The organism is Mesorhizobium sp. LSJC280B00 (assembly GCF_000502835.1).
Classification (GTDB): domain Bacteria; phylum Pseudomonadota; class Alphaproteobacteria; order Rhizobiales; family Rhizobiaceae; genus Mesorhizobium.
Genome location: NZ_AYVL01000002.1, coordinates 249,938 through 272,423 on the forward strand (window position 1 = coordinate 249,938; position 22,486 = coordinate 272,423).

42 protein-coding genes are annotated in these 22,486 nt (G+C 61.9%); 32 read left to right on the plus strand and 10 right to left on the minus strand.

Annotated elements, in window-relative coordinates; all coding sequences use genetic code 11:
• Positions 1-17 precede the first annotated feature (17 nt).
• Entirely contained in the window at positions 18-755 is a 738-nt protein-coding gene (locus tag X773_RS43460) for a hypothetical protein (RefSeq protein ID WP_023674580.1), read from the plus strand.
• 17 nt (positions 756-772) lie between these two features.
• Here X773_RS43460 and X773_RS43465 read toward each other — a convergent pair whose 3' ends face one another.
• From X773_RS43465 to X773_RS43495, 10 genes are all read right to left on the minus strand, one after another.
• Complete coding sequence (locus X773_RS43465; protein WP_023674581.1) at positions 773-1,060, minus strand: hypothetical protein; 288 nt, start codon at positions 1,058-1,060, stop codon at positions 773-775.
• Complete coding sequence (locus X773_RS43470; protein ID WP_023674582.1) at positions 1,057-1,539, minus strand: hypothetical protein; 483 nt, start codon at positions 1,537-1,539, stop codon at positions 1,057-1,059. Before X773_RS43470 ends, X773_RS43465 begins: the two co-directional genes overlap by 4 nt.
• Positions 1,536-2,144: an SAM-dependent methyltransferase gene (locus X773_RS73560; protein ID WP_023674583.1), complete on the minus strand. Its 609-nt coding sequence runs from the start codon at positions 2,142-2,144 to the stop codon at positions 1,536-1,538. Before X773_RS73560 ends, X773_RS43470 begins: the two co-directional genes overlap by 4 nt.
• A complete protein-coding gene (locus tag X773_RS73565; RefSeq protein WP_051406077.1) occupies positions 2,141-2,905 on the minus strand; it encodes a response regulator transcription factor in 765 nt (254 codons plus the stop codon). The genes X773_RS73560 and X773_RS73565 overlap by 4 nt, the downstream gene beginning before the upstream one ends.
• Positions 2,905-3,270 (minus strand): hypothetical protein, encoded by a 366-nt coding sequence (locus X773_RS43480; protein ID WP_245274620.1) that lies wholly within the window; start codon positions 3,268-3,270, stop codon positions 2,905-2,907. The genes X773_RS73565 and X773_RS43480 overlap by 1 nt, the downstream gene beginning before the upstream one ends.
• On the minus strand, positions 3,270-3,722 hold the full coding sequence (locus tag X773_RS0137180; RefSeq protein ID WP_031211202.1) for a hypothetical protein: 453 nt from the start codon (positions 3,720-3,722) through the stop codon (positions 3,270-3,272). The genes X773_RS43480 and X773_RS0137180 overlap by 1 nt, the downstream gene beginning before the upstream one ends.
• A gap of 365 nt (positions 3,723-4,087) precedes the next feature.
• Positions 4,088-4,546 (minus strand): hypothetical protein, encoded by a 459-nt coding sequence (locus tag X773_RS43485; protein ID WP_023674587.1) that lies wholly within the window; start codon positions 4,544-4,546, stop codon positions 4,088-4,090.
• A complete protein-coding gene (locus tag X773_RS0137185; protein WP_023674588.1) occupies positions 4,530-5,090 on the minus strand; it encodes a GcrA family cell cycle regulator in 561 nt (186 codons plus the stop codon). Before X773_RS0137185 ends, X773_RS43485 begins: the two co-directional genes overlap by 17 nt.
• Complete coding sequence (locus tag X773_RS43490) at positions 5,087-5,614, minus strand: hypothetical protein (protein WP_023674589.1); 528 nt, start codon at positions 5,612-5,614, stop codon at positions 5,087-5,089. Before X773_RS43490 ends, X773_RS0137185 begins: the two co-directional genes overlap by 4 nt.
• Before the next feature lie 258 nt (positions 5,615-5,872).
• Positions 5,873-6,091 carry a Cro/CI family transcriptional regulator gene (locus X773_RS43495; protein WP_023674590.1) on the minus strand — a complete coding sequence of 73 codons (219 nt, stop codon included), beginning with the start codon at positions 6,089-6,091 and terminating at the stop codon, positions 5,873-5,875.
• A 75-nt stretch (positions 6,092-6,166) separates the two neighbouring features.
• On the opposite strand from X773_RS43495, the gene X773_RS73570 reads away from it, so the two are divergent.
• From X773_RS73570 to X773_RS43635, 31 genes are all read left to right on the plus strand, one after another.
• Positions 6,167-6,622: a helix-turn-helix transcriptional regulator gene (locus X773_RS73570; protein ID WP_198023520.1), complete on the plus strand. Its 456-nt coding sequence runs from the start codon at positions 6,167-6,169 to the stop codon at positions 6,620-6,622.
• Between the two features lie 372 nt (positions 6,623-6,994).
• Entirely contained in the window at positions 6,995-7,258 is a 264-nt protein-coding gene (locus X773_RS43505) for a hypothetical protein (RefSeq protein ID WP_023674592.1), read from the plus strand.
• Positions 7,259-7,323: 65 nt separating this feature from the next.
• On the plus strand, positions 7,324-7,641 hold the full coding sequence (locus tag X773_RS43510; RefSeq protein ID WP_023674593.1) for a hypothetical protein: 318 nt from the start codon (positions 7,324-7,326) through the stop codon (positions 7,639-7,641).
• A gap of 370 nt (positions 7,642-8,011) precedes the next feature.
• Positions 8,012-8,185 (plus strand): hypothetical protein, encoded by a 174-nt coding sequence (locus X773_RS76195; protein ID WP_156937275.1) that lies wholly within the window; start codon positions 8,012-8,014, stop codon positions 8,183-8,185.
• On the plus strand, positions 8,182-8,430 hold the full coding sequence (locus X773_RS43515) for a hypothetical protein (RefSeq protein WP_023674595.1): 249 nt from the start codon (positions 8,182-8,184) through the stop codon (positions 8,428-8,430). The genes X773_RS76195 and X773_RS43515 overlap by 4 nt, the downstream gene beginning before the upstream one ends.
• Positions 8,427-9,380 carry a YqaJ viral recombinase family protein gene (locus X773_RS43520; protein WP_023674596.1) on the plus strand — a complete coding sequence of 318 codons (954 nt, stop codon included), beginning with the start codon at positions 8,427-8,429 and terminating at the stop codon, positions 9,378-9,380. The genes X773_RS43515 and X773_RS43520 overlap by 4 nt, the downstream gene beginning before the upstream one ends.
• Positions 9,367-10,140 (plus strand): hypothetical protein, encoded by a 774-nt coding sequence (locus X773_RS43525; RefSeq protein ID WP_023674597.1) that lies wholly within the window; start codon positions 9,367-9,369, stop codon positions 10,138-10,140. Before X773_RS43520 ends, X773_RS43525 begins: the two co-directional genes overlap by 14 nt.
• Before the next feature lie 25 nt (positions 10,141-10,165).
• Positions 10,166-11,254: a recombinase RecT gene (locus X773_RS43530; protein WP_051406078.1), complete on the plus strand. Its 1,089-nt coding sequence runs from the start codon at positions 10,166-10,168 to the stop codon at positions 11,252-11,254.
• A gap of 2 nt (positions 11,255-11,256) precedes the next feature.
• Complete coding sequence (locus tag X773_RS43535; RefSeq protein WP_031211209.1) at positions 11,257-11,529, plus strand: hypothetical protein; 273 nt, start codon at positions 11,257-11,259, stop codon at positions 11,527-11,529.
• The gene (locus tag X773_RS76200; protein ID WP_023674600.1) at positions 11,529-11,675 is read left to right on the plus strand and encodes a hypothetical protein; all 147 of its coding nucleotides are present in this window, start codon (positions 11,529-11,531) and stop codon (positions 11,673-11,675) included. The genes X773_RS43535 and X773_RS76200 overlap by 1 nt, the downstream gene beginning before the upstream one ends.
• On the plus strand, positions 11,672-12,016 hold the full coding sequence (locus X773_RS43540; protein ID WP_023674601.1) for a hypothetical protein: 345 nt from the start codon (positions 11,672-11,674) through the stop codon (positions 12,014-12,016). Before X773_RS76200 ends, X773_RS43540 begins: the two co-directional genes overlap by 4 nt.
• Complete coding sequence (locus X773_RS0137200; RefSeq protein ID WP_023674602.1) at positions 12,009-12,782, plus strand: 3'-5' exonuclease; 774 nt, start codon at positions 12,009-12,011, stop codon at positions 12,780-12,782. Before X773_RS43540 ends, X773_RS0137200 begins: the two co-directional genes overlap by 8 nt.
• Positions 12,783-12,800: 18 nt before the next feature.
• On the plus strand, positions 12,801-13,058 hold the full coding sequence (locus X773_RS43545) for a hypothetical protein (protein ID WP_023674603.1): 258 nt from the start codon (positions 12,801-12,803) through the stop codon (positions 13,056-13,058).
• Entirely contained in the window at positions 13,051-13,266 is a 216-nt protein-coding gene (locus tag X773_RS43550; protein ID WP_084640940.1) for an HTH domain-containing protein, read from the plus strand. The genes X773_RS43545 and X773_RS43550 overlap by 8 nt, the downstream gene beginning before the upstream one ends.
• Entirely contained in the window at positions 13,259-14,380 is a 1,122-nt protein-coding gene (locus tag X773_RS43555) for an ATP-dependent RecD-like DNA helicase (RefSeq protein WP_023674605.1), read from the plus strand. The genes X773_RS43550 and X773_RS43555 overlap by 8 nt, the downstream gene beginning before the upstream one ends.
• Positions 14,380-14,886, plus strand: coding sequence for a hypothetical protein (locus X773_RS73575; RefSeq protein ID WP_023674606.1), 507 nt, complete (start codon positions 14,380-14,382; stop codon positions 14,884-14,886). The genes X773_RS43555 and X773_RS73575 overlap by 1 nt, the downstream gene beginning before the upstream one ends.
• A gap of 59 nt (positions 14,887-14,945) precedes the next feature.
• On the plus strand, positions 14,946-15,467 hold the full coding sequence (locus tag X773_RS43565; protein ID WP_348625913.1) for a J domain-containing protein: 522 nt from the start codon (positions 14,946-14,948) through the stop codon (positions 15,465-15,467).
• Entirely contained in the window at positions 15,467-15,940 is a 474-nt protein-coding gene (gene ssb, locus X773_RS43570) for a single-stranded DNA-binding protein (RefSeq protein WP_023674608.1), read from the plus strand. Before X773_RS43565 ends, ssb begins: the two co-directional genes overlap by 1 nt.
• A complete protein-coding gene (locus tag X773_RS43575; protein ID WP_023674609.1) occupies positions 15,940-16,209 on the plus strand; it encodes a hypothetical protein in 270 nt (89 codons plus the stop codon). Before ssb ends, X773_RS43575 begins: the two co-directional genes overlap by 1 nt.
• On the plus strand, positions 16,206-17,192 hold the full coding sequence (locus tag X773_RS43580) for an ATP-binding protein (protein ID WP_023674610.1): 987 nt from the start codon (positions 16,206-16,208) through the stop codon (positions 17,190-17,192). Before X773_RS43575 ends, X773_RS43580 begins: the two co-directional genes overlap by 4 nt.
• A complete protein-coding gene (locus X773_RS43585) occupies positions 17,189-17,527 on the plus strand; it encodes a hypothetical protein (RefSeq protein WP_023674611.1) in 339 nt (112 codons plus the stop codon). Before X773_RS43580 ends, X773_RS43585 begins: the two co-directional genes overlap by 4 nt.
• A 2-nt stretch (positions 17,528-17,529) precedes the next feature.
• Positions 17,530-17,868: a hypothetical protein gene (locus X773_RS43590; protein ID WP_031211216.1), complete on the plus strand. Its 339-nt coding sequence runs from the start codon at positions 17,530-17,532 to the stop codon at positions 17,866-17,868.
• On the plus strand, positions 17,865-18,176 hold the full coding sequence (locus tag X773_RS43595; protein ID WP_023674613.1) for a hypothetical protein: 312 nt from the start codon (positions 17,865-17,867) through the stop codon (positions 18,174-18,176). Before X773_RS43590 ends, X773_RS43595 begins: the two co-directional genes overlap by 4 nt.
• 271 nt (positions 18,177-18,447) lie before the next feature.
• Positions 18,448-19,599 (plus strand): VWA-like domain-containing protein, encoded by a 1,152-nt coding sequence (locus tag X773_RS43605; RefSeq protein ID WP_023674615.1) that lies wholly within the window; start codon positions 18,448-18,450, stop codon positions 19,597-19,599.
• Positions 19,596-19,841 carry a hypothetical protein gene (locus X773_RS43610; RefSeq protein WP_023674616.1) on the plus strand — a complete coding sequence of 82 codons (246 nt, stop codon included), beginning with the start codon at positions 19,596-19,598 and terminating at the stop codon, positions 19,839-19,841. Before X773_RS43605 ends, X773_RS43610 begins: the two co-directional genes overlap by 4 nt.
• On the plus strand, positions 19,838-20,104 hold the full coding sequence (locus X773_RS43615) for a hypothetical protein (protein ID WP_023674617.1): 267 nt from the start codon (positions 19,838-19,840) through the stop codon (positions 20,102-20,104). The genes X773_RS43610 and X773_RS43615 overlap by 4 nt, the downstream gene beginning before the upstream one ends.
• Positions 20,101-20,436: a hypothetical protein gene (locus X773_RS43620; protein ID WP_023674618.1), complete on the plus strand. Its 336-nt coding sequence runs from the start codon at positions 20,101-20,103 to the stop codon at positions 20,434-20,436. The genes X773_RS43615 and X773_RS43620 overlap by 4 nt, the downstream gene beginning before the upstream one ends.
• Entirely contained in the window at positions 20,433-20,654 is a 222-nt protein-coding gene (locus X773_RS43625) for a hypothetical protein (protein ID WP_023674619.1), read from the plus strand. The genes X773_RS43620 and X773_RS43625 overlap by 4 nt, the downstream gene beginning before the upstream one ends.
• A 5-nt stretch (positions 20,655-20,659) precedes the next feature.
• The gene (locus tag X773_RS77235) at positions 20,660-21,097 is read left to right on the plus strand and encodes a hypothetical protein (protein WP_023674620.1); all 438 of its coding nucleotides are present in this window, start codon (positions 20,660-20,662) and stop codon (positions 21,095-21,097) included.
• Positions 21,098-21,113: 16 nt separating this feature from the next.
• Positions 21,114-21,419, plus strand: a complete 306-nt coding sequence (locus X773_RS73580) for a helix-turn-helix domain-containing protein (RefSeq protein ID WP_051406079.1) — start codon at positions 21,114-21,116, stop codon at positions 21,417-21,419.
• A 32-nt stretch (positions 21,420-21,451) separates the two neighbouring features.
• Complete coding sequence (locus tag X773_RS43635; protein ID WP_198023522.1) at positions 21,452-22,477, plus strand: site-specific integrase; 1,026 nt, start codon at positions 21,452-21,454, stop codon at positions 22,475-22,477.
• Positions 22,478-22,486 lie beyond the last annotated feature (9 nt).

Below are 22,486 nucleotides of genomic sequence, written 5' to 3' on the forward strand. Positions count from 1 at the left end.
GAGAAACTCGCCATCAGATGGCAGTTCGTGATATCGAGCGCCGGTGGCGGGGTATGAGAATGATTTCTTGGGGCTTCCGAATTCTTGTAAATGCTCTGGCGTGGATTGGTTTGCTCGCCGTAATCGCGGTCGCCCTTGCCTTCGCCATCGGACCGGATTGGTGCGAGGGGAGCGGTTGTACGGTTCAGGGCTGGTTTTCGGCACTTAGTGGCTGGGCCGCCGCAATCGCCGCCGGAGCTACTATTGGAATTTTGTACAAGCAGGCAAGAGGCGGCGACCATGCGCTTGCCGTTGCCCAGGAAACGCTGGCGCACGCACGTGAGAATAGCGAACGCCAGCTCAGAGCCTATTTGTTTGTTGTGTCTGCGAAGGTCGAAACGAATGACCGGCCCCAGGTGCCGGTGCAAATCGCGGTAAGGAATACGGGCCAGACGCCTGCCTATGATGTGCAGTTTGGTTGTCAGAGAGTCGCCGGTCGACAGGAGCAAATACTCTTTTCCGATCCTGAAACAAAACGAACGGTCGATCTCGGCCCTGGCGAAGGTCAAGTCATGACCGTCCAGTTCGATGGCGCGTTTCTCCAACAGCATCGGGATGAGTTTTTTAGTGAACAGTTCAAGGCGTTCACCAATATCAAATATCGCGACGCCTTCGGCTTTGAACGGGAAACAAGGTTTCGTCTTCAAATCCACCCTTCGATCATACCGACGGGTGGCGACCTTGATGTCTGCGCGGAGGGGAACTCGGCCACGTGACAATGATTGCGTGAACCTCATCGCCGGACCACCGGGATCTTGCGGCCCTTGCGAAAAATCGCGCCGAACAGGCTCTCAGCTTTCGATCGAGCGGACGTGCGTTCCATGCCAGTGCCGACGATGTCGCCGCACAGGTGCGCCTTCAGCGCGCGCCAGGCTGCCACCTCGGCTTGGTCTTCAGTGTCGTATACCCGAGGCGTGCCGCCTTCGCAGACCTTCTCCCAGCCGGCCTTGTGGACCTTCCGGAATTCGCCATGGTAGCCGCCATAGACGGGAACGGAGCGGGCGTTGACCTCGTTCGTCACGACGGCTCCATCGTTTCGGCATTCAGGGTGCGGATGACATTGGCGGCGGCGACCTTGGTCAGCACGCCCTTGATGTCCTTCGCCGTCGGGTCGCCGGCGAGAATGCGATCGCAGTCGAGGTCGGCCTCGGCGAGGGTGAAGGTGAGCAGGGTTTTGCTGTCGATCGCCGCTCGGCGGGCGTCGCGCTTCGTCGACACGATCGACCAGTTGCCGGCACCGTCGCAGCGAACGGACCGCTCAACACTGGCGTCGCGCGCGTCATCAAGCGCATAGATCACGGGGGTGACCGGCGGCGCCGGCCGATGAGCGATGTTGCCAGTTTCAACGATTTCGAATCCGAGATGGCGGCCGTAGCGCATGAGGGCGTCGGCACTCCTACGCCACTCCTCCTGGTCGCATTGGTCCCAGCCGAAGCGCGTGCGGCCGATGCGGGACTCGCGCATGGCCTCGGCGACGCGGTCTCTAAGGGTAAGCGTCATGCCAGCACCGCCTCGGCGCGGAGCCAGTCGAATTGGGTGCCATAGAACGGTGCGGTCTGATCCCAGACCATCCACACCCAGTCCGCAGTGCCGCCGTCCGCCTCGCCGCCAGCGAGTAGGAATTCACCGGGCGGGCAGGATGGGCGAGGAGAGATCGACCAGACGCGATTGGGCGGGAACTCGGCGTACAAGCCCTTCGCCCGGCCGGCGCTGGCGAGAAACTTGATGTCGGCGAATGCGATCACCTTCCCGGTCGCGACAGTCAGCGCCTTCCGGATGAAGGCCTCGGCGCCCTTCGCACGGAAGAATGGGGGGTTCATGCAGATATTTGGCTGCGAGATCGCGCCCACCTCCCGGAAATCCGCAGTTCCGAGAAACCATGGCGTGCCTTCTGGAACACGCTGGACGATGTCGGTGCCGACCGCTTGTACGCCGGCGGCGAGCAGGCCTTTCACAATGTTGCCTTGTCCGCAGCATGGGTCCAGAACCGGGCCAACAAAGCGCTCGACCTTTACAAGCGCTCGGGTGACGAACTCTTCTTCAACATACCAGTCGAGCGCGTCACGCTGCCAAACGTGCGCGACCTTCTCCTTCGTTTCACTCACCCGACGGCCCTCACGCGCGCGTCGGACAGCGCCGGAACGAAGCCTTCCGGGATGAATTGGTAGCCGCGGCCCCACTCCGTCTGGATGATATCAATCCCGCCAAGCGGGGCATGAAGCTTGCGGCGAATTTTGCATACCAGGACGTCGATGATCTTGATCTGGGGTTCGTCCCGGCCGCTGTAGAGGAAATTCATCACCATCTCTTTGGAGACGATCGAGCCTTGGCGCAGCGTCAGCAATTCGAGAACGCTCGCCTCTGTCTGCGTGAGCAGAACGGTGCCGCCAGGATGCGTGACCGTCCCGCGGACTGCGTCGAACACGGCCTCACATGGCAGTTTCACCAGCCGTTCGACGGATGGTCCGCGATCGCGCCGCGCCAGCGCCGCCAGGCGGGCGACGAACTCGACTTTGTCGATCGGCGCCGGCTGTACGTCGTCTGCGCCGTGTAGGAGGATCCCGACGCGCCGGATGACCTCTTCACCGATTGTCCTCGGATTGGCGACCGGAACCAGCAGGAAGAAGAGGATGTTCTTGACGGCTGCCTGCCGCCAGTTGCGGCAAATTACGCTCGCGATGCCGGCCGAGTCCGTCCAGATGACGCCAATGGCCTGCGGGTCGCGGTAGAGCGCCGAGCAAAGATCCTGCGGCTCGAGGATCGCTTCGGCCTCGAAACCGCCGTCGGCCGCGTAATCGGCAAGCATCTCGACGATATCGGCATCGAGCGCTGGGTTTTTGCTGGTCGCCAGGATCAGGACGCGCATCAGAAGCTCCTCGGCGGAGCGAACAGGCAGATGGTCTTCCCGTCATTGGCACCGGCAACCGAACACCAATGGAAGCGACCGTCGGGCGACTGCTTGACCTTTGGGTCCGTCATCGGGATCACCTCTCCGGTGATGACGATGTGGTAGCCATCTGAGCTCTCGGTGATCCAATCGTCCGGGACCTCTCGACAGTCGTAGCCCGAGCAGCATGAGAACGGGTAAGACCAGCCGGTCGGCGCATCGTGGGAACTGGCAGCCCCGCACATGACGAAGATGACCACGGCGATGGCCGCAAGCAGCAGGGCGATCGAGGTCGCCAGGCTCATGGAATGGTAGCCGCGCATGCGGCCATGGTGCGGGCGCATCAAAACCTCTCCGAGAGTTGGGATTGGGCGGCCGCGCGCTTGCGCTGCTCGGCCTTGACGAACAGGTCGTCGATCGGCTGCGCGAGCCGGGGGCAAAGCACCGCGCCAGCGTAGTGCCAGCCGGCGAGGGCGTCAGTGCGGTCGTGGGAAAGGTCCTCGTCGTCCGCCGAGATCCAGCCGAGCGCCAGGCACTTGCGCCAGACCTGCGGCTTGGCGATCTCGCCCTTGGAATTCTTGCCGATGAAGTGCGTGCGGATCTTCGAAACGCGGGCGACCGACACCCGATACATCTGTAGCCCGAAGGCCATGCCCTGGATGGCGAATGGCAGGCCCATGAGGATTTCCTGCGTCGCCAGCGATGTCTTACCGTTCACGAGCGTCGCCGGCAGTGGTGCCTCGATCACGACCTCGTCGGGCCTATAGGTCTGTATCTGGTCGGCGATGAAGCGCATGGCGCCCCACGCGATCGCGCCTTGCGAAGCGCCTTCGGAAGCGAAATGGGCGCTCCCGGACTCTGGTTGCTCACCTGGTCGGCCGCGCGCCCAACCAAACCGGCTGGCAGCGTCGATGAAGAGGATTTTTGGTGGTGCGTCGCTCATGTCGGCCGGCCTCGGAGGAGGGCGCCCGCTGCTTTCCCGGGCTGGTCAGAAGGTTGCCTGTCGTTGTTTGGTCGGCAGCTACCTACAAGCCGTCACTCCATCTGGTCGGGGCGACCAGGGCCAAGCCCGGTCAGGCGCTGCACGTTGACGTTTCTCGGCTTTGCCAGCAGCATCCATGGCGTCGTTCAAACCGCCGCCCCTATCCGCTTGCGCGGAATTCAGTGAGCGGCCGGAGCCGCTTTTCCTTTGCCCTTGCTCTTCGGGTCCGCGTTGTCCCACGCCTTGGTGGCGGCATCGACGATGGCCGCGGTCGTACCGTCCTGGCCGTCCGCAGCGACAGCAGCGGCGCCGAGCGGCAGGTCGGCGTAATCGCCGAGCGCTGTGCGGATATCGATCGCCAGCTTCCTGTCGTCGTCCTCGAGCTCGAGGAGCTTCGCCTTGGCCTTGCCCTCGAGGGCTCGAGCATCGACGATGGTCTTGACGACTTTCTTCGGAATGCCCTGCGACTTGGCGTCATCGAGCACTTCCTTTTGCTCGTCGCGGATCTTCTTCGCGTCGGACATGAATTTCGAGCGGAGGGTCTGGAACCGCTCCTCATGCTCCTCGTACTTGTCGACGAACGAGCCGGCTTCTTCAGCGGACGCACGATTGCGCCCCTGTTCAAGTATTCGCGCCATGGCGCTTCTCCTTCAGGGATGAGGCTGGTTGGTAGGCGATGCGATGGTGAACTCGGCAATAGGTGCCGTCAGCGTGGCGGCCGCAGTAGATCGGATCGCGCCCATAGAGCCCGTTGACCGGCCAGCGGCATCGACCGCCTTGCAGACCCATGAGATCCACGGGAGGGGTGTCGGCCAGCGGCAGGAAATAGGAATCGCGGTCTACAAAGGTCGGGATGACAGCCGGAACGGATGTCCTCGGCGCCACCGGTTTTTGGCTGAGCACGATCTGCTCGACGCCGGCAATCAGCTTGCGGCGTGGGGCGCGACGAGGCTTGTCGGCCGGTGGCTTCGGTGCCTGCGGTGCGCGTGGGTTGGAAGAGCCCTTCCGACGCGCCAGCGTGAGCTTGAGCCGGTGGATGCGGCCGATGACGGAGTTCCTAGATATCCCGGAAAGCGCTGCGATCTGGGAGGAACTCTTTCCGGCCGCGACGAGGCGCTTCAGCGCTTCGTCCCGCTCCGGTGTCCAGCGTGGGTGGAATGGGCGTGATGGTCCGCGTCTCACTGTCCGGCTCCAATCGAAGCTCGGGCGTCAGCCATGCCGCGAACCTGGCCGCTCGATCGCGCATCATGATCGCCCGGAACATCAACTGGTCTGCTCGCGATGCGCGCCAGCGCTTCCACCTGGTCGCGAGAGAGCGACGCACCTTCAGCGGCAAGGGCCGCAGCCAGACGGTTGGTTGTGGCAATGAAGTCTCTGTGGTCACGTTTGGCCTCCTCGATGGCCTTGAGTTCGCGGAGGGCAACCATGTGGTCGTAATCGACACGGCGCGCCTCGGCGTAGAACCATGTCTTCACGCGGTTCCAGGAAAGATCCTTGATCGCCAACTCAAATTTCGGGTCGACGAGCTTGGTGTGAACTGCACTGATCTGCTGCTGCCATCCACCGCTTGGTGCCAGCATCCTGCCGAGTTCCCTCGTCAGATTTTGTACGGCGGTGACGCTAGTCATGAGCGCACCCCGTCGCCTTCGCTCGGAATAAAATTCCGAGTTCTTGGAAGGCTTTTCCGAGAGATTGGAATCGAACATCGCTATCTCCATTTCCAGCGACGGAAACGAACGGAGACAGCGATGAACAAGCGAACGAAGAAGGGAGGGGGGCCGGCCCCAGGGCAGACCGGCCCACCATGGCCGGCTCAGCCCACGATCGGGCGACGAGCCGGCCAGCGCAGATTTGGGAGATCTGCGCCACAAGAATTCGATGGCAATAAAGCGAGAAACCGAGCGCACCCTGATAAACAGGGCTGGCCTTGATGGGCGCGAACGGTGACAGCGTGAGCATTTTCGTCAGCCCGCCGTCTCGCTGGCGGTAGAGAGATCAGCTTTCGCGAAGATGTCGGGCCGAAGTTCCTCCGGCGAGATGCCGGTAAAGCGGGAGATATCACCCAGGCGCTCCGCGGGGACCTTCTTCCACTGCGATATCGCACCGGGGAAGATTCCGAGCGCAGCCGCCAGTTTGTTACGGCGTCCGCGTTCTTCGTCGAGATAGGCCAGCAGCTTTTCCATGCCGCCAACATAAGTCCCACTGAAATTAAGTCAAGCTGATTTTGTCAGTAGGGCCGAATGGAGTGGATCTGGCCGATGCGCGATAATTTCAGCATGGCAGCAAATCCCGCAAACCAAGCGCAAACGACTTACTTTTTTCGTGAGTGGCGGAAGCACCGTGGCCTCACCCAGGAGGAGCTTGCGGATAAGGTTGGGCTTAGAGCGCCCTCGATATCTCAGCTTGAGAACGGGAAACAGGGCTTCACTGACTCAACTTTGGCCGCAATTGCTAAGGCGCTGGACTGCCGGCCTGGCGATCTTCTCTTGTGGGGGCCTGACAAGGTCGAGCCCTTAACTGCGCCGATCCGCGACGATCAGGAAATCTTGGCGGTACTCAAGCGTATCGAGGGGCTTTCAGCCAGAGATATCGATGTGGCTTTCGCTGTGATTTCGAATGCCTTGAACGTTAACAAGGCCGGATCAGAACAAGCTGGTGCTGATGGTCGATCTCAATTCGCCAGTCCCCGCCGTGAATCGTCGCCATCGCGGTAGCGATTGACGCTGCATCCCGTTCGATTCGCGTTGCCGGATCCAGCGGCCAGATACCAGACGCTATTGCACGCAACCTCTGCAGTGTTTCATCGCTCCGCGTTTTCTCACGCGGCATGTAATGGATCATTTCTGGATTCCCGAGCCCCGAGGGACGCCGCAAATAGGAACAATTTCCTTCCCTTCTGTCAATACCCGCCTGCACGTAGGTGGTGTGCCGTTTTGATACGTTTGTACGAATACAACCATTTATGAGCGCTCACCAAATTGTTTCGACTTGTAATGGTGGTCTGTGGATATCGGGGATAAGCGGACCCACATTTCGGAATTCTGGGACGATTTCGAGGGCTTAATGTTTCCGCCATAAGTCGGGGCATGCCCAAGCCGAAGACTCACGAGTTCAAGATACGGATCTCGCCAGACCTCATGGCGATCATCGACGGTGCCCGGGGCAAGAGGAGCAAGAACAACCAGATCAATGCCTGGCTGTGGAGTAAAGCGAGAGGAGATCACGCCGATCAGCTCGCCGACGCCCTGCGTCCGGTTCTAGCCTCACTGAGCGAGGAGGACCGAGGTATGTTCGTCGCGCGCGCCATATCCGCTTTGGAAATCCTCTCCCGGGCTGGAAAACGCAAATAGGCATGGCCCGCTTGCACCCTCTCGCGTGGCGCGCAATGCTCCTTCACCCCTAGGAGGACTGGGACATGCGACGCATATGGGCTGGGATCGTCGTGGCGGCGCTGGCACTGCCCGCCGTCGCTGCTGAACCTCAAACGATCGCGACCGAAGGCTTCGGCTGCCTTGCCTTGCGCGATTTTGAGCGCGCGGTCCAGTTTGCCGACCAGGACGATGCCGAGGCCTTCAAGAAGTTCGTCGAGCAGAAAGGTGAGACCGGCGACTGCCGTTCTCTCCACAAAGGCCAGAGTGTCTTCCTCGAGAACACGTCTGGTAGCGGCAGGATTTGTGTCAGGCCAAAGGGCGATATTGAATGCCTGTGGACAGGCAGCACAATCGTCGAGTGATTTTCCCGGATATAGCACGCGCGAGCGCGTCAGCGCGTTCGCGCGGAGGACAGATATAACTCTCCAACAACATAGCTCTACGTTGGTGGTTACACTCTACGTTCAACATTGAGCTCGACCCTGCACCATACGTGACGAGCGCCGACCGTCGAGACGGGGCGCTGTCAGCACCCCTCATGTAGCGCCCTACGTTCCAGACTCGGGTATCCGCGCGCGAGCGTAGGAATTGCTCTGGCCGGTGTGACTCGCGGGGAGCCTCTTTGCGCCCATCATCCCCCGGGGATCAAAATAAATTCAGTGTCACTTACTTTTCACCTTGACTTACTTTTCAGTCCCACTTAGGTTCCACATCACACCAGATGAGGAATCGATGCCAGCTTCTCCAACTCCTCGACCAGGACAGCCGACCGACAGGGAGACGGCCAAAGCCGTCGTCTCGAAATGGATGGCCGGTCAGGAATTGACACCGGCTGAGGAAGCGCTTCTGCTCCGCCTTCGCGCCGTCAACATGGCGCAGCAGCTCGCCTCGACGGTGCGGGCATGAGCACTTTCACCCAGCCGATCGATTGGGACGGCAACGCCAACGGCTTCGTCTACATCGTCGACTCGAGCGGCCGAAAGATCGGCACATGCTGGGGTCCGCAGGCCGAGCGCATCGCGAACGCCAAGCTCTGGACGGCGTCGCCGGACATGTTGGAGGTCCTGGAAGCGATCCTATCGCACATTCCTCCATCGGAGCGCATTGCCGCTGACAACGTCGTGCAGTTCGCGCGGATGGGACGGCCATGACCGTCCAGATCCTCTACCCATCCGATCGCGAGCAATGGCTAAAGTTCCGCCAGCAGGACGTGACCGCTTCGGTCGCCGCAGCGGTTCTTGGCGCGCATCCATACACCACGCCCTATGGCCTTTGGGCCGAGAAGACAGGACGCGTGTCTGGCGACGTCGACGAGACAGAGGCCATGGAGCGGGGCAACCTGCTCGAGCCGGTTGCGGTCGCAATGGTCAACAAGCGGGAGCCCGATTGGAGGGTCTTCTACGCGAACGACCGAGCCTATTATCGCGACCCTGATCTGCGCATCGGGGCCACGCCTGACGCGTTCGTCGAGATCCCCGGCCGACCAGGTCGCGGCAACATGCAGATCAAGACCGCGTCCGAGGCTGCCTTCCGCGAGTTCTGGCAAGATCCGGACATAGGCGACATCGTCCCGCCGACGTGGATCGCCGTCCAGGCGATCACTGAGGCCAAGCTGACTGGCTGCGACTACGCCATGCTGGCGGTCGTCGTCGTCACCTGGCGCGGCAATCTTCGGCTCCACCTTGTCGACATCCCGCTGCATGCGAAGCTTTGGCAACGGCTTACTGCAGCCGTCGCGGAATTCTGGGCGATGGTCAACTCCGGTGCTGAACCGGACATTGACTGGAAACGCGATGGCGCTGCCGTGCTCGAAGTCTACAGCAACTCGTTCCTCGATCGACGCGACCTCTCAGCCGAGCACGACCTCGATATTCTCGTCGGCAAATACAAGTCGCTGAAAGAGGCCGAGGCACAAGCGAAACGCGAGGCCGACGTTCTCAAACCTCAGATCATCTACGCGCTCGGCAATTCCGAAGCCGGCTTCACCGCCGGCTGGGACATCACCGCGCGCACCCAGGAAAGGGCGGCGTACGAGGTAAGGCCCTCGTCCATGCGGCCGCTGCGGATCAAGCCAAGAAAGCAGAACAATGCCAATTTCTGACGCCCCATCCATCGTCGGGCCAGGTCACAACCTCGCCACCACCACCGACATCCTGCGCGACCGCTTCGCGAACTTCCTGAAGCAAGTCGACGACGTCGCTGACGACGCAAACAAGGCCCGCGAAACCCTCGGCGAGGCCGGTGTCGTGACCGAGGACAAGCAGCGAGATCCGATGATCGCGATCGGCATAAAGGCAGGAAAGCTCTCGAAGCTTCTCGACGACACCCGCCTCGCCACCACGCTGCCACTGCGCACCGAAGTCACCGAGACCAACAGCTTTTTCCAGACACTTGCCGACCGGATGGACCGGATCAAGACGCGGTTCGAGGAGATCGTCGGGGCTTACGACCGGAAGAAACGCGACGAGGAACGGCGCAAGGCCGCCGAGGCGGCCCGCCTGGCGCAAGAAGAGTCCGACCGCAAGCTCGCCGAGGCGCAAGCCGCCCAGGGCAGCGTCGAGGCCGACGTCATCGTCAATGAGGCGATCGTCGCCGAGCAGCGAGCCGATCGGCTCTCCGCGCAAGCGACCAGCGCCGGCACCGGGCCGACCAAGACCGAGGTCGGCACCATCTCATCGTCGGCACCTTGGACCTGTTCGATCGATGATTGGCAGAAGATCGACATCACCGAATTCCGCGACCAGTTCTCTGCCGCTGAGATCGAGAAGGCCATCCGCGCGCATGTGCGGAAGTTCAAGAACACCCGGCCGCTCAAGGGCGTCCGCATTTTCCAAGACGAGAAAACCCGATTCCGCGGCTGATCGCGGACGACAGGAGAATTTTCCCATGAATGCTGTTGTTGAAGCAAAGAAGCCAAGCGAGATCGCAGTCATTCGCGACAAGCTTGGCGAAATGGGCGGCCAGTTTAAGGCCGCACTGCCGGCACATATCCCGGTCGAGCGGTTCATGCGCGTCGTGATGACAGCGATCCAGAACAACCCCGACCTTCTGAAGGTCTCCCGGCATTCGCTGTTCAATTCGGCGATGAAAGCGGCGCAGGACGGCCTTTTGCCCGATAGCCGCGAGGGCGCGATCGTTCCCTACAAGGATCAGGCGCAGTGGATGCCGATGATCGGCGGTGTTCGCAAGAAGGCCCGCAACTCAGGTGAGATCGCCACATGGGATGTGCATGCCGTTCATGAGAACGACGACTTCGACTTCGAACTCGGCGACAACCCCTTTATCCGTCACAAGCCAACGCTTGGTGACCCAGGAAAACTGATCGCGGTCTATTCGATCGCCACGCTGAAATCGGGCGAAATCAGCCGCGACGTCATGTCGGTAAACGCGGTCGAGAAGATCCGCACCAAGTCGCGCGGGAAAAACACGCCTTGGAACGACCCGATCTTCTACGACGAAATGGCAAAGAAGACCGTCGCCAGGCGCCACTCCAAGGTGCTGCCGATGTCGAGCGACCTGGACGATCTCATGCGTCGCGACGACGGCCTCTACGATATCGAGGGCGCCAGCGACAAGCAGGTTGCCGGTCCGCGCGGACTCGAGCAGAAGCTCGATGCGCTCGCCGACATGCGTGACGAAGAGACGATCGACCACGAGGTCGACGAGAAATCCAGAAAATCCGCATCAGGCTCGTCCCCCGCCGATGCGGATCAGCGCGGCGACCAGGCTGACACGTCGCGCAAGGCGTCCGGGGATTCCGCCCCCCAATCCTCGGACGCCGACAATTCCGAAATCACGGTCGATGTCGCCCTCAAGGCCGGCGCGTCTGCCCGTGAGGATGGCCGCAGCCGCAAGGCAGTTCCGGCGAAATACAAGACCGACGAGAAGCTGCTCGAGGCGTACCTCGCCGGGTTCGACGGCGACGTCGAGGATAACGGCGATGTCGACGAGTCCGAACCTGGCGGGGAGGAGTGACCATGTTCGGGATCACCCGGGTCGACGCGACCAGGACCGCCTCATCGGAATACCTCGCCGAACTCGACAAGAGCATCGACGAGTTGTCGGGACAGCTGGCGTTGCTGCAGGGCGTCCGCCGTGCGGTCGCTGGCACCTTCGGCTTCGACCGCCGCGGCGACGAGGCTGGCACGTTTGGCAAAGCCGCCGACGCGGCCAAGCGCGCTGAGTACGAGGGCGAGGGCGGGCAGAACGACGAGTCCGGCCGGTTGGTCCCACGCAAGGTGGCATCGTGATGACGACCTTCCGTGTCCATTTCGCCGACGCGTCGCACCGGGATGTGCCAGCTGGAACGCCGGCCGAGGCCGCGAAGAAGGCTCGCGAAACAAGCGATCGCGTCATCATCAAGATCAAGGTTCTGAAGCAGGAGAAGGCAGCATGACGGAGATCCACGCCGAGGTGATCGACACCTTCCAGCGCGGCACCGTGCGTGTCATGTGCGTGACCGAGCCGGGGCACACCGAAGTGATCGGCAAAGAGGGGAATGTCAAAATCCCCTACAAGGCTGGCGACGTCGTCCTGGTTGGCGCCGACGACCGGCTGATCTGCGGGCCGATCGGGTTCGAGGGCGCGATCGAGTTCGCCGAGAAGATCCTGTCCGGCAATACACGCGCCATGACCCAACCGGCGGGCTTGCAGATGCTGGCGACTGTCATCATTGCACTCTCGTCACTAACCCCGCAGCCGCCCGCAACGGTTGAGCAGGCGGCGGCACATGGCTGACCCGCTCACCCTCATTCGCGTGACGGACACCGAGACCACGGGGCTCGCCGATCCCAAGGAGCTCGTCGAGATCGGTTGGACCGATGTTCGGCTGTTCCCGACCGGCTGGGCGATCGAGAGCGGGCCTCATGCCCGCCTCGTCAACCCGGGCATGCCCATCGCCCCCGGTGCGCGCGCTGCGCACCACATCACCGACGAGGAAGCGGCGAGCGGCATGGCGCCGGATCACGCGCGCGCGCTAATTTCTCCCGGCCCGGATTATATCTGTTGCCACAACCTGGCCTATGACGCGCCACTGTTGAGGACCGGCAAGCCCGGCATCTGCACGTTCAAATGCGCCAAAGAAGTCTACCCGGACCTCGAAAGCCACAAGAACGGCGCGATCTGGTACGCGCTCGGCCTCGGCGGCGGTGCCAAGCAAATGGAGCCGGTGCACCGCGCCGGCCCGGATAGCTGGACGACCGCGCACATTCTTTTGGATCTGCTGCGCGTCCTCCCTGTCGAGACGATGGTGCAGATCTCGGCGAACCCGCTTCGGCTGCTGAAGATCGATTTTGGCGAACACGCAGGAAAGCGCTTCTCGGAAGTGCCGTGGGATTACCTCGACTGGATTGTGAACAAATCCAGCATGCCGCGTCGACCCGAAACGGGAAGACGTCGTTCACAACGCGCGCCTCGAGCTGATCCGCCGCGCCGAAAGCCCCACCGAACCGAAGATCACCAAGCCCGCCGCGGCCGACCCGAGCGATCCCGACGCATGGCGTAAGCAGATGGAGACGTTCTGATGGAGACCTTCTACGCCACCTTCGGGACAGGCTGGGGCTACGCCGGCGGCTACGTCGAGATCATCGCCGAAAACCGCCATGCAGCCACGGCGCATATGGTCAAGGAGCATGGCGAGCGGTGGGCTGCAATCTACACGGCCACTGAGTTTGTCCAGACCCTGAAGCGATATGCGCTGCACAAGCTCGCCACGGTGCGGCAGCGCCCCGGCCCGGGCGAAGCGTTCTTCGACATCGTGAGAGGCGACCGCCATGGGTAAGGCAATCTCCCGCATGGCGACAATCGTCGAAGTGCTCGAGCGCGAGATCTCGACGGCCGACAAGCTGGCCGCAAAGACCGGCGCCTCGGCCCGTCAGATTTATCGTGACATCGCCGCGCTGAAGCAGATCGGCCTTCCGATCGAGGGTGAGGCGGGCTTCGGCTATGCCATGCGATTGCGCAAGGGTGTGGGGCTGTTCCATGGCTGAAGCGCTCGCCTGGTCACCCGGTCAGCAGGACGCCATCGCCCAGGTGGCGGCGTGGCTGCGCATCAAATATTCGCCGTTCTTCTATCTGGCCGGCTATGCCGGTACGGGCAAGACGACGCTGGCTAGGCATATTGCCGAGCTGCAAAACGGCAAGGTCCGTTACGCCGCGTTCACTGGCAAGGCCGCCAAGGTAATGCGCATGGCCGGCTGTGCTGACGCGCAGACCATCCATTCGACGATCTACAACACCGAGTTCGATGTTGCGACAGGCAAGGTCGAGCGGCACCTTCTGCACCCGGAAAGCTTCAAAAACACAGCACTTTTCGTCGTCGACGAGGTATCGATGGTGAACGAGGAGCTTGGCCGAGATCTTCTATCGTTCGGCGTTCCGATTCTCGTCCTCGGCGACCCCTTCCAGCTTCCGCCCGTCGAGGGCGCCGGCTTCTTCACGGCTGACAAACCCGGCGCGATGCTGATCGAGGTTCATCGCCAGGCGCGGGACAGCGCGATTATCCGGCTTGCAACCGACATTCGCGAGGGTGACTTCCTGTTGCGGGTGACGCGCCAGCTTGGGCTCAACATCGCGCGGAAGGCCGATCTTGACCCGGTCGAGGTAACCGGGGCCGATGCCGTCATCGTCGGACGCAACGATACCCGGTTCAACTTCAACCGCCGGCTTCGCGAGATCAACGGTTTCACGACCGAGCTTCCTGGCAAAGGCGAGACCGTCATCTGCCTGCGGAACGATCGTGAGAAGGCAATATCGAATGGGGAACTGTTCCGCGTTTCCGAGGTGAAGAAGCCGGTAACAGGGGCGCTCGGGCGTAAGGCACGGTTCACTATCGTCGAGCCCGATGTTGAAGAGCGCACCCCGATCCCCGTCGAAGTCCGCGAGCAGTTCTTTCAGGGCAAGGGGAAGGAACTCGACTGGAAGGCCAAGCGTGGCACCCAGGAGTTTGACTACGGTTATGCACTGACCTGCCACAAGGCGCAGGGAAGCGGCTGGCCACGAGTGTGTGTGTTCGACGAAAGCCGGTTTTTCAAGGAGAACGCCGACCGGCATCTCTACACCTCGGTTACGAGGGCGTCCAAACATTTGACGTTGGTGATCTAATGGGAACGTTTAAGCACGGTCACACCATGAGATTGCCTGGCGGCGGCCGGGTGCAGAGCCCAGAGTACCGCGCCTACACGGCGATGAAAAATCGCTGCCTCAATCACCGGCAGGACCGTTTCAAGGATTACGCCGGGCGGGGTATCTCGATCTGCAAGCGATGGCTCGACGCCGACGGGGTTCGCTCTGGCTTTGAGTGCTTCCTGGCCGACATGGGACCAAAGCCGTCGGCTCGTCATTCCCTCGACAGAGAAGAGAACGACGGCAACTACGATCCCGGCAACTGCCGCTGGGCAACGCGTAGCCAGCAGGCCCGGAACACCCGGCGCAACAGGACGGTGAACGTCTGCGGGCTGTTCTTCTCTCTCCCCGATGCCGTCGACTACTTCCGATATGCCCCGATGACTACCGTGAGACGGCGGATTGACCTTGGCTGGCCCGACGAGGATGCAGTGCTCACGCCGGTCGGCGCCAAGCCTACTCCAAAAATGGAGGTTTGCTTCTGATGGAAGCCCAGGCTTTTCCCTTGACTTGGCCCGACACGATGCCGAGGACGCCAAACAAGGTGGCCTCAAAATTCAAGACCGGATTGTCCGCCGCTCTGAAGAACGTGCGCTCGTCGCTTGGGCTGTTCTCCGGCGATAGCGGGAAGAAGGTCGACAACCTCGTCATCTCGTCGAACGTGACGCTAGGCGTCGAGCGCCCGACTGATTCCGGCGTGGCTGTCTGGTTCGTCTGGGACGGCATGCAGGTCTGCATCGCCGTCGACCGCTACGCGAAGGTCGAGGACAACCTGCAGGCCATCCACCATATCGTCGAGGCCAGGCGCACCGAGATGCGCCACGGCGGCCTGCACATCGTTCGCGCCACCTTCCGCGGCTTCACCGCCCTTCCGGCGCCGAAACGGCGGTCCTGGCGGGAGATTTTCTCCGTAGACGGCACGCTACCGACGACGGCCGCCGGCGTCGAAAGTCGCTATCGCTCGCTGGCGAAGGCGCGCCATCCCGATACCCCGGGCGGCTCGCATGACGCGATGACCGAACTCAACGCCGCAAAATCCGAAGCCCTCAAAGAGATAGGTGTGTAATGGCCGGTTCGCTTAACCGCGTGATGTTGATTGGAAATCTGGGTCAGGATCCAGAGATCCGGCGGCTCAACTCGGGCGATCCGGTCGTTAATCTCAGCATCGCCACGTCGGAAAGCTGGCGGGACAAAAGCTCGGGCGACCGCAAGGAAAAGACCGAGTGGCATCGCGTGGTCATCTTCAATGACTCGCTCGCCAAGGTCGCCGAGCAATATTTGAAAAAGGGGATGAAGGTCTACATCGAAGGCCAGCTTCAAACCCGCAAGTGGACCAAAGACGGCCAGGATCACTATTCGACGGAAATCGTGCTGCAGAAGTTCCGTGGCGAGCTGCAAATGCTCGACGCGAAGGGGCAGGGCGACGGCGAGCGCCGCGATGATGGCGGTGGCAGGTCCAGCGGTGGGGAAAGCCAGCGCAGTAGCCAGAGCAACAATCGCTCGTCGAATCGCGACCTTGACGACGAAGTGCCGTTCTGATGGCCAGCGCACAGACATCCCGGCTAGAGCCGGAGGTTCATGAACGGTTCGAAGAACTGCTCGCGCGGAACAGTCATATTCCGGAGGAGCAGGGCCGGTCGATGATGTGGCATTCGATCGCCATTTCATTGAAGCGCATCGCTGATGCGATCGAGAAGATCGACCCGCATGCGCCCGTGAACCAATACGGCGAGAATTTTTCCGACGCCATCCAGAATTCCCTTGTCCGCGGGCAGCGCGGCATCTCGACACCGGGAGTGGACTCTTGAACCTCAACAACGCCAGAGCGACGGTGTCCGCATATCTCGACGCCGACCAGCCGGTCTTTCTGTGGAGCCCGCCAGGCACCGGCAAGTCCGACCTCGTCCGCGATATCGCTGGCGAGCGCAGCTTGCCGCTGATCGACTTCCGAGCGGTGCTGCGCGACCCGGTCGACATGCGCGGCCTGCCGGCGATCGTCGACGGCCAAGCGAGGTGGCTGCCGCCGTCGGATCTGCCAAACGCCGAGCGAGACGGCAAGGAAGGCATTCTCTTCCTCGACGAGCTCAACGCCGCGCCGGCCGCTGTCCAGGCCGCCTGCTTCGGCCTGATCCTCGATCGCAAGGTTGGCGAATATCGGCTCCCACATGGTTGGCGCATCATCGCCGCCGGCAACCGGCAGTCGGATCGGGCGGCGGCGCAGCGCATGCCGACGGCGCTCGCAAACCGGCTGGCCCATGTCGACATCGATCCCGACGTCGACACCTTCACGGCGTGGGCCAATAAGCACGACATCAGTCCAATGGTCGTCGCGTTCATCCGCTTCCGGCCAGGCATGATCCACGTCATGGAAGGCTCAGATCTTCGTGCGTTCCCGACGCCTCGATCGTGGGCGGGCGTGTCGAAGCATGCCAATGCCGCGCCAAATCTCCGCCTCGGCCTGGTTACCGGCTTGGTCGGTGAGGGCGCCGCGGCAGAGTTCGAGGGATTCGTTCGGGTCTATTCCACGCTGCCCTCATTGGACCAGGTCATCGCGCATCCGGAGACGACGCCGGTCCCATCGGAACCGGCGGCTCGCTTCGCAATCGCCGCCGGACTCGGGCGCAAAGCGAAGACCGAAAACTTCGCCGCCATAATGACTTACATTCGTCGGTTGCCGCGGGAGTTTGAGGTGATGATGGCCGTCGACGCTGTCCGCCGTGACGCGAAGCTGGCCGACACCAAGGCATTCCAGGATTGGGCAGTGAGGAACCAGGATGTCACGATGCTATGACCGTGTTCCTGCGCGTCCTCTACGGCCCTTTTGCTCGCACCGAGTTGGGTTTGACCGGCAAGGTCTATGCGATCGACTGGTGTTTTTTCGGCGTACGCGAGGACAATTCCATGGGGCACTGGACGCTGCGCTACAAGGTGGCGGAGCGCAAGTTCGTCTGCTTTTTATCGGGCTGCGCGGAGCAACAGATTGGGAGGGCGCCAGAAAACCCCAACGCCTTCGTGCCGGACAAGCCCATGGTCTTTGGGAAGACCCTTGCCGAGATCATGAGGAAGCGGTTGTCGAACGCCGACTTCGCGTCGGCGACGGCCGCCTCGCTCAATTGGCCGAGATAGCAGTGGCCAAGATCAAAACAATCTGGGGACCGCTCACCACACTCAGAGGCGCTGATCGCTTTGCCTGGTTGTTCTCTGGCGTTCGCGAAGACGGCTCGCGCGCGGAATGGAGGCTTCTGTTCTTCTTCGACTCGAGGAGGTTCACGACCCGACTGGTCAAGAGGAAAGACGCCGTCCGGACGCTTCAGCGGATGACCGAGCCGGACCTGTTCCGGCTGCCCGAGGTCGCGCGGTCTGAGACGACCGAGGGGCGCGTGACCGACCTGCTCAGAGCCAGACTGGCGCCCAAGCACATCGCCGAGGCGACTGCGGCAGCGCTGAAGTACGGGGGCGCCAAATGACGCCGGAGACGCTGCAAACTCATTATCGATTCAGCATGGACCGTTATGCGCAGACCCATGTGACTTTCCGCTGGTATCAAAAGGGACGGCGCTACCCCCGGCATAGCTACCGTCTGACCTTTGACCTTGGACGCCGCGTTTTTCTTTTGATGCAGGGCTTCAAGGTGAAGGCCTCAGCCCAGCCAACGTTCCGCGATATCGACGACCAACAAATCATCAAAGTCTTCAGGTCTGTCCTGAAGCCCGAGCACGTCGCTCGCTGCAGCGCGGCCAGCATCTCCTACACGGAGGAGCAGGCATGGCTATAATCACCGATCGCTTCATTGCGACACATCAGCAGCCGCAAAGGATAGGCGAGTTCAAATGGCGCTTCTACGCACGCGGGCGGGCGAGCGCGCAGCCGTATTACGAAATCGAGTTTGACGCGCGCTTCCGAGAATTCAAAGGGTGGCGCGCCGAGCCTCGTCGCGACTGGAACACGATGCGTTCCCTCTCGGAAGCGGACATCGCAAAGTTGCGAGCAATGCTCAGCCCTGCGGACATAGTTCGCTGCACGAAAGCTGCCATGAAGGTGCCGCTATGACGCCGGCCGACAAGATCTTGATCGCGCGCACGTCGCTGCTCTGGGACCATCCGTTTTTTGGATCTCTGGCGGTCCAGCTCGATGTGATCGAAAAGCCCGACCTCGATCCGCCGACAATGGCGACCGACGGCCGACGGCTGTTCTACAAGCCGGAATTCGTGATGAAGCTTTCCAAGCCGGAAATGATCTTCGTCATGGCCCACGAGGTGCTGCACAACGCCTTCGAACATCACATCCGCCGGCAGAGCCGCGAGCCTGGGCTGTGGAATATGGCGTGCGACTACGCCATCAACGGCGAGCTGGTCGAGGCCAAGCTCACCATGCCCAAGATGGGACTGCTGGACAAACGCTTCACTGGCCTGTCGGCTGAAGAAATCTACCGGATCTTGCAGGACGAGGGCGCAAAAGCGCGCGGCGGGGATCCGGGCGGATGCGGCGCCGTCATAGACGGCTGCGGCGCGCACGACGAGGCCGAGATCGCCCAGCTTCGCGCCGAGATCCAGATGCAGGTGCGCCAGGCAGCCGCGATCGCCAAGGGGATCGGGAAGCTGCCGGGCGGCATCCAACGCCTCGTTGACCGGCTGACCACGCCCGTCGTCGACTGGCGCTCGGTGCTGCGGCGTTTCATCGACGGTATTCGGACGAGCGACTATTCCTGGATGCGGCCGAACCGGCGCTTCCTTCAATCTGGCTTCGTCCTGCCCTCCATGCGAGCGGATGAGGCTATCACTCACCTGGTCGTCGCGATCGACACGTCCGGCAGCATCGACGACAAGGCGCTGGTCACTTTCGCGAGCGAGGTCAATGGAGCCTTCGGTGACGGAATGATCGACAAGGTGACGGTGATCTATGCCGACGCCGCGGTTGCTCGAGTCGAAGAGTTCGAAACCGGCGACGAGCTCGACATGCGGCCGGAAGGCGGCGGCGGGACGGCGTTCTCGGATACCTTCCGCTGGATTGCCAAGAACGTCCCGGACGCATCGGCCATCATCTACTTCACCGATCTCTACGTCTGCGACTTCGGCGACGAGCCATCGTCGCCAGTGCTCTGGGCGGTATACGGCGACAGCCGGGAGATGGACGCACTGATCGCCAAAACGCCGTTCGGCGAGGGGATCAAGATAATCACAGAAGGGAGGGTGCCGTGAGCGTTGTAGCGTTCTCTCGTTGGCGGTTTTCGCGGGTCTGCATAATCTGCGAAGAGGGCGAGACTTGCCACTGCACCGACGAGATCAAGGGAAGCTTATGGCTGCTCAACGGTACGAGCGGCATGGTTCAACAATTCCACGGGGGCAGCTCGTTCTACGGCACTTGGGCCGACGGCCGAACGGGCGCGATGGAGACACTGGACGACTGCAAAGCGGCTGTCGAGAAGGCGGTGTGGCATTGAAATCGCTCATCCTCACCAAGGCCGAGTTCGACGCGCTGGATGAGTATAGCGCGACGCTGCCAACGGGCACCACGCCGGGGAAGCGCTGGAAGCGCCACGACGGCGCATTCGACCAGGAGTTCATCGCCGGCGGTGGCCGGCCGAAGTGGATGATCGGCGAATTCGGGGAGATCAGCGGGGACGGCAAGACGATCGCGCTCAACTGGTACATCCCGGTCATCGTGGTGCCGGGGTCCGGAATGCAGTCGGGGAGGGTCGTATGACGGGCGATCGCATCCCTTGCGTTAATCCGCGCTGCCGCAGAACGGCCGCCCAGGAGAAATTCCCGGATAGCCACGAGATCATCTGCGGCAGGTGCTTCCGGGCGCTGCCTGCGGCGTTCCGCGCCGAGCACCGTCGCTGCTGGCGCGAGATCAACAAGTGGGAGCGGAGGATCCTGCGCACCGCCGATCCGCTTAAAGCCCAGCGCATGCGCGACATTTGCAACGAATGGGTCGACCGCCTTAACGCGGGCTGGATCGAAATACGCCGATCGATCGAACGGCCCGACAAACCCGTCGGGCTCGACGCATTTCTAGAGGAGGTCGGGCTTTGAGCGACGCTTACCGGACTGTCACCGCCCTTGTCCGCCAAGTCCGCGAGAACTCCATCATGGTTGAGGTCGCTAGCCGGCAAGGATGGCAGTCGATCCCGCGCTCGCTGATTCACGGCGCCGATGAGATCAAGCTGGATCGAATAGACTTCTCAGGCCACGGCCAGGAGCACACATTCAGATTGATGGAATGGAAGGCAGAGGAGCTTGGGCTCGCATGACGCCAATGATCATCCATCGCTACTCGATCCCGCTGGCCGATGTTGTCAAGGCGCTGATCGATGTGGGCGACTGTGAGAAGATCGGCGCGGTTCTCGTCGGCGAGAACCTGGTCGTCGACATCATCGCCTCGGCCGGAACCGAGGTCGGCGTGGAAGATGCAGACTTTGGCGAGATCGAGGCTCCACCACCGGCGCCCGAGCCGCCGCCAAGCCCGCCGGAGCGCAAGGGAGGCCCGCTGGCCCAGAAGGCGGGGATCCTCTGCAACGAGGGCGCGTTCCAACTCTGGGCGGAGGTGCGGACGCCCGATGCCGCCAAGGCATTCATCTATCAGCGCTGTGGCGTCGAGTCGCGCATCGACCTGGACCACGAGGAAGAGCCAGCGGCGAAATTCCGCGAGCTTTGCCTCGAGTATCAGGTCTGGTTGGAGATGCCGGACCAATGAACGGTGGACATCAGCCATGCCGCTATTGACGCCAGAGGAGGCCTGCGCGGAACTCGGGATCGGCGAAGACACCTTGCGCGCTATGCGCAAGGCGGGCGAAATCCCGTATATCAACGTCGGGCAGGGGAAGAAGCGCGAGACGCCGCGGTATGAGCTCGACGATCTCAATGCCTGGAAGGCGAAGAGAAAGAAGGTCGCAGAATGTCCGTCTATAGAAGGCCCGGTTCCAAGGACGGTGCGTTCTCGTACGACTTCCAGCTCGGCGGTCGCCGATTTTCTGGAAGCACTGAACGCAAAACGAAGCGGGAAGCCGAACAGGTAGAACGCTTGAAGCGCGAGGAGGCTCGCGCGATCGTGAAGGCCGAAGCGGCACTATTTGCGCCGGATCTGACGCTGCTGAACGCCACGGCGCGATACTGGCAGGAAGTCGGACAGCATCACGAGAATGCCTCAAACACTCTTTGGTCGATGGGCTGGCTGAAGGATCACTTCGGCGAATCGATCCTGCTGCAGGAGATCGACGACAGCAAGGTTGCCACGATGGTGGCGAAGCGCCGTGGCGAATTCGTCCCTTCGCAGCGCAAGCCTGGTCGCAAATACAAGACGCCGGAGGCCAGAAAGCGGGTCAGCGCCGCCACGGTAAACCGCACCGCAACCCAGCCTTTGAGGGAGATCATCTTGCGCGCGGGCGCCCTGTGGGGCGCTCGGACCGCGACCATCGACTGGTCGAAGCACCTTCTGCCGGAGCCGAAAGAGCGCGTTCGGGAGGCCAGCAGCGGTGAAGAAGCCGCCATCATGGCGGAGCTGGCGCGCGGTTACGACGTCGCTGTGGAGTTCGCGTTCGTCAACGGCTGTCGGCGGATGGAGATCTTGGGGCTGGAATGGTCTCGGGTCGATTTCTTCGGCCGCCAGTTCACCGTGATCGGGAAGGGCAACAAGAGCCGGGTCATTCCAATGACCAAGCGGACGTTCGAGATCCTATGGGCGCAGCAGAACTACCACGCCGAGAAGGTGTTCACCTATGTCGCCGCGCGCACGGTCAAGATGGGCAATCGCGGGCTGATCAAGGGCAACCGCTATCCGCTGACCGAGGCAGGGCTGAAGATCGCCATGCGCCGCGCCGTTCCGAAGGCCGGGGTGAAGAACTTCCACTTCCACGACACCCGCCACACCGCCGCAACACGCGTGCTGCGCAACAGCAATTTGAAGGTCGTGCAGCAGCTCCTCGGCCACGAGGACATCAAGACGACGACCAAATACGCTCACGCGATGATGGACGATGTGTTGAGGGCGATGGAAGCAGCCGGTCCCACGGAAAGTCCCACGGAAACCGCAAAGACTGACATCAAAGCTTTGAAAGATATAGGTAAAGCCGGCTGAGAGCAGTTT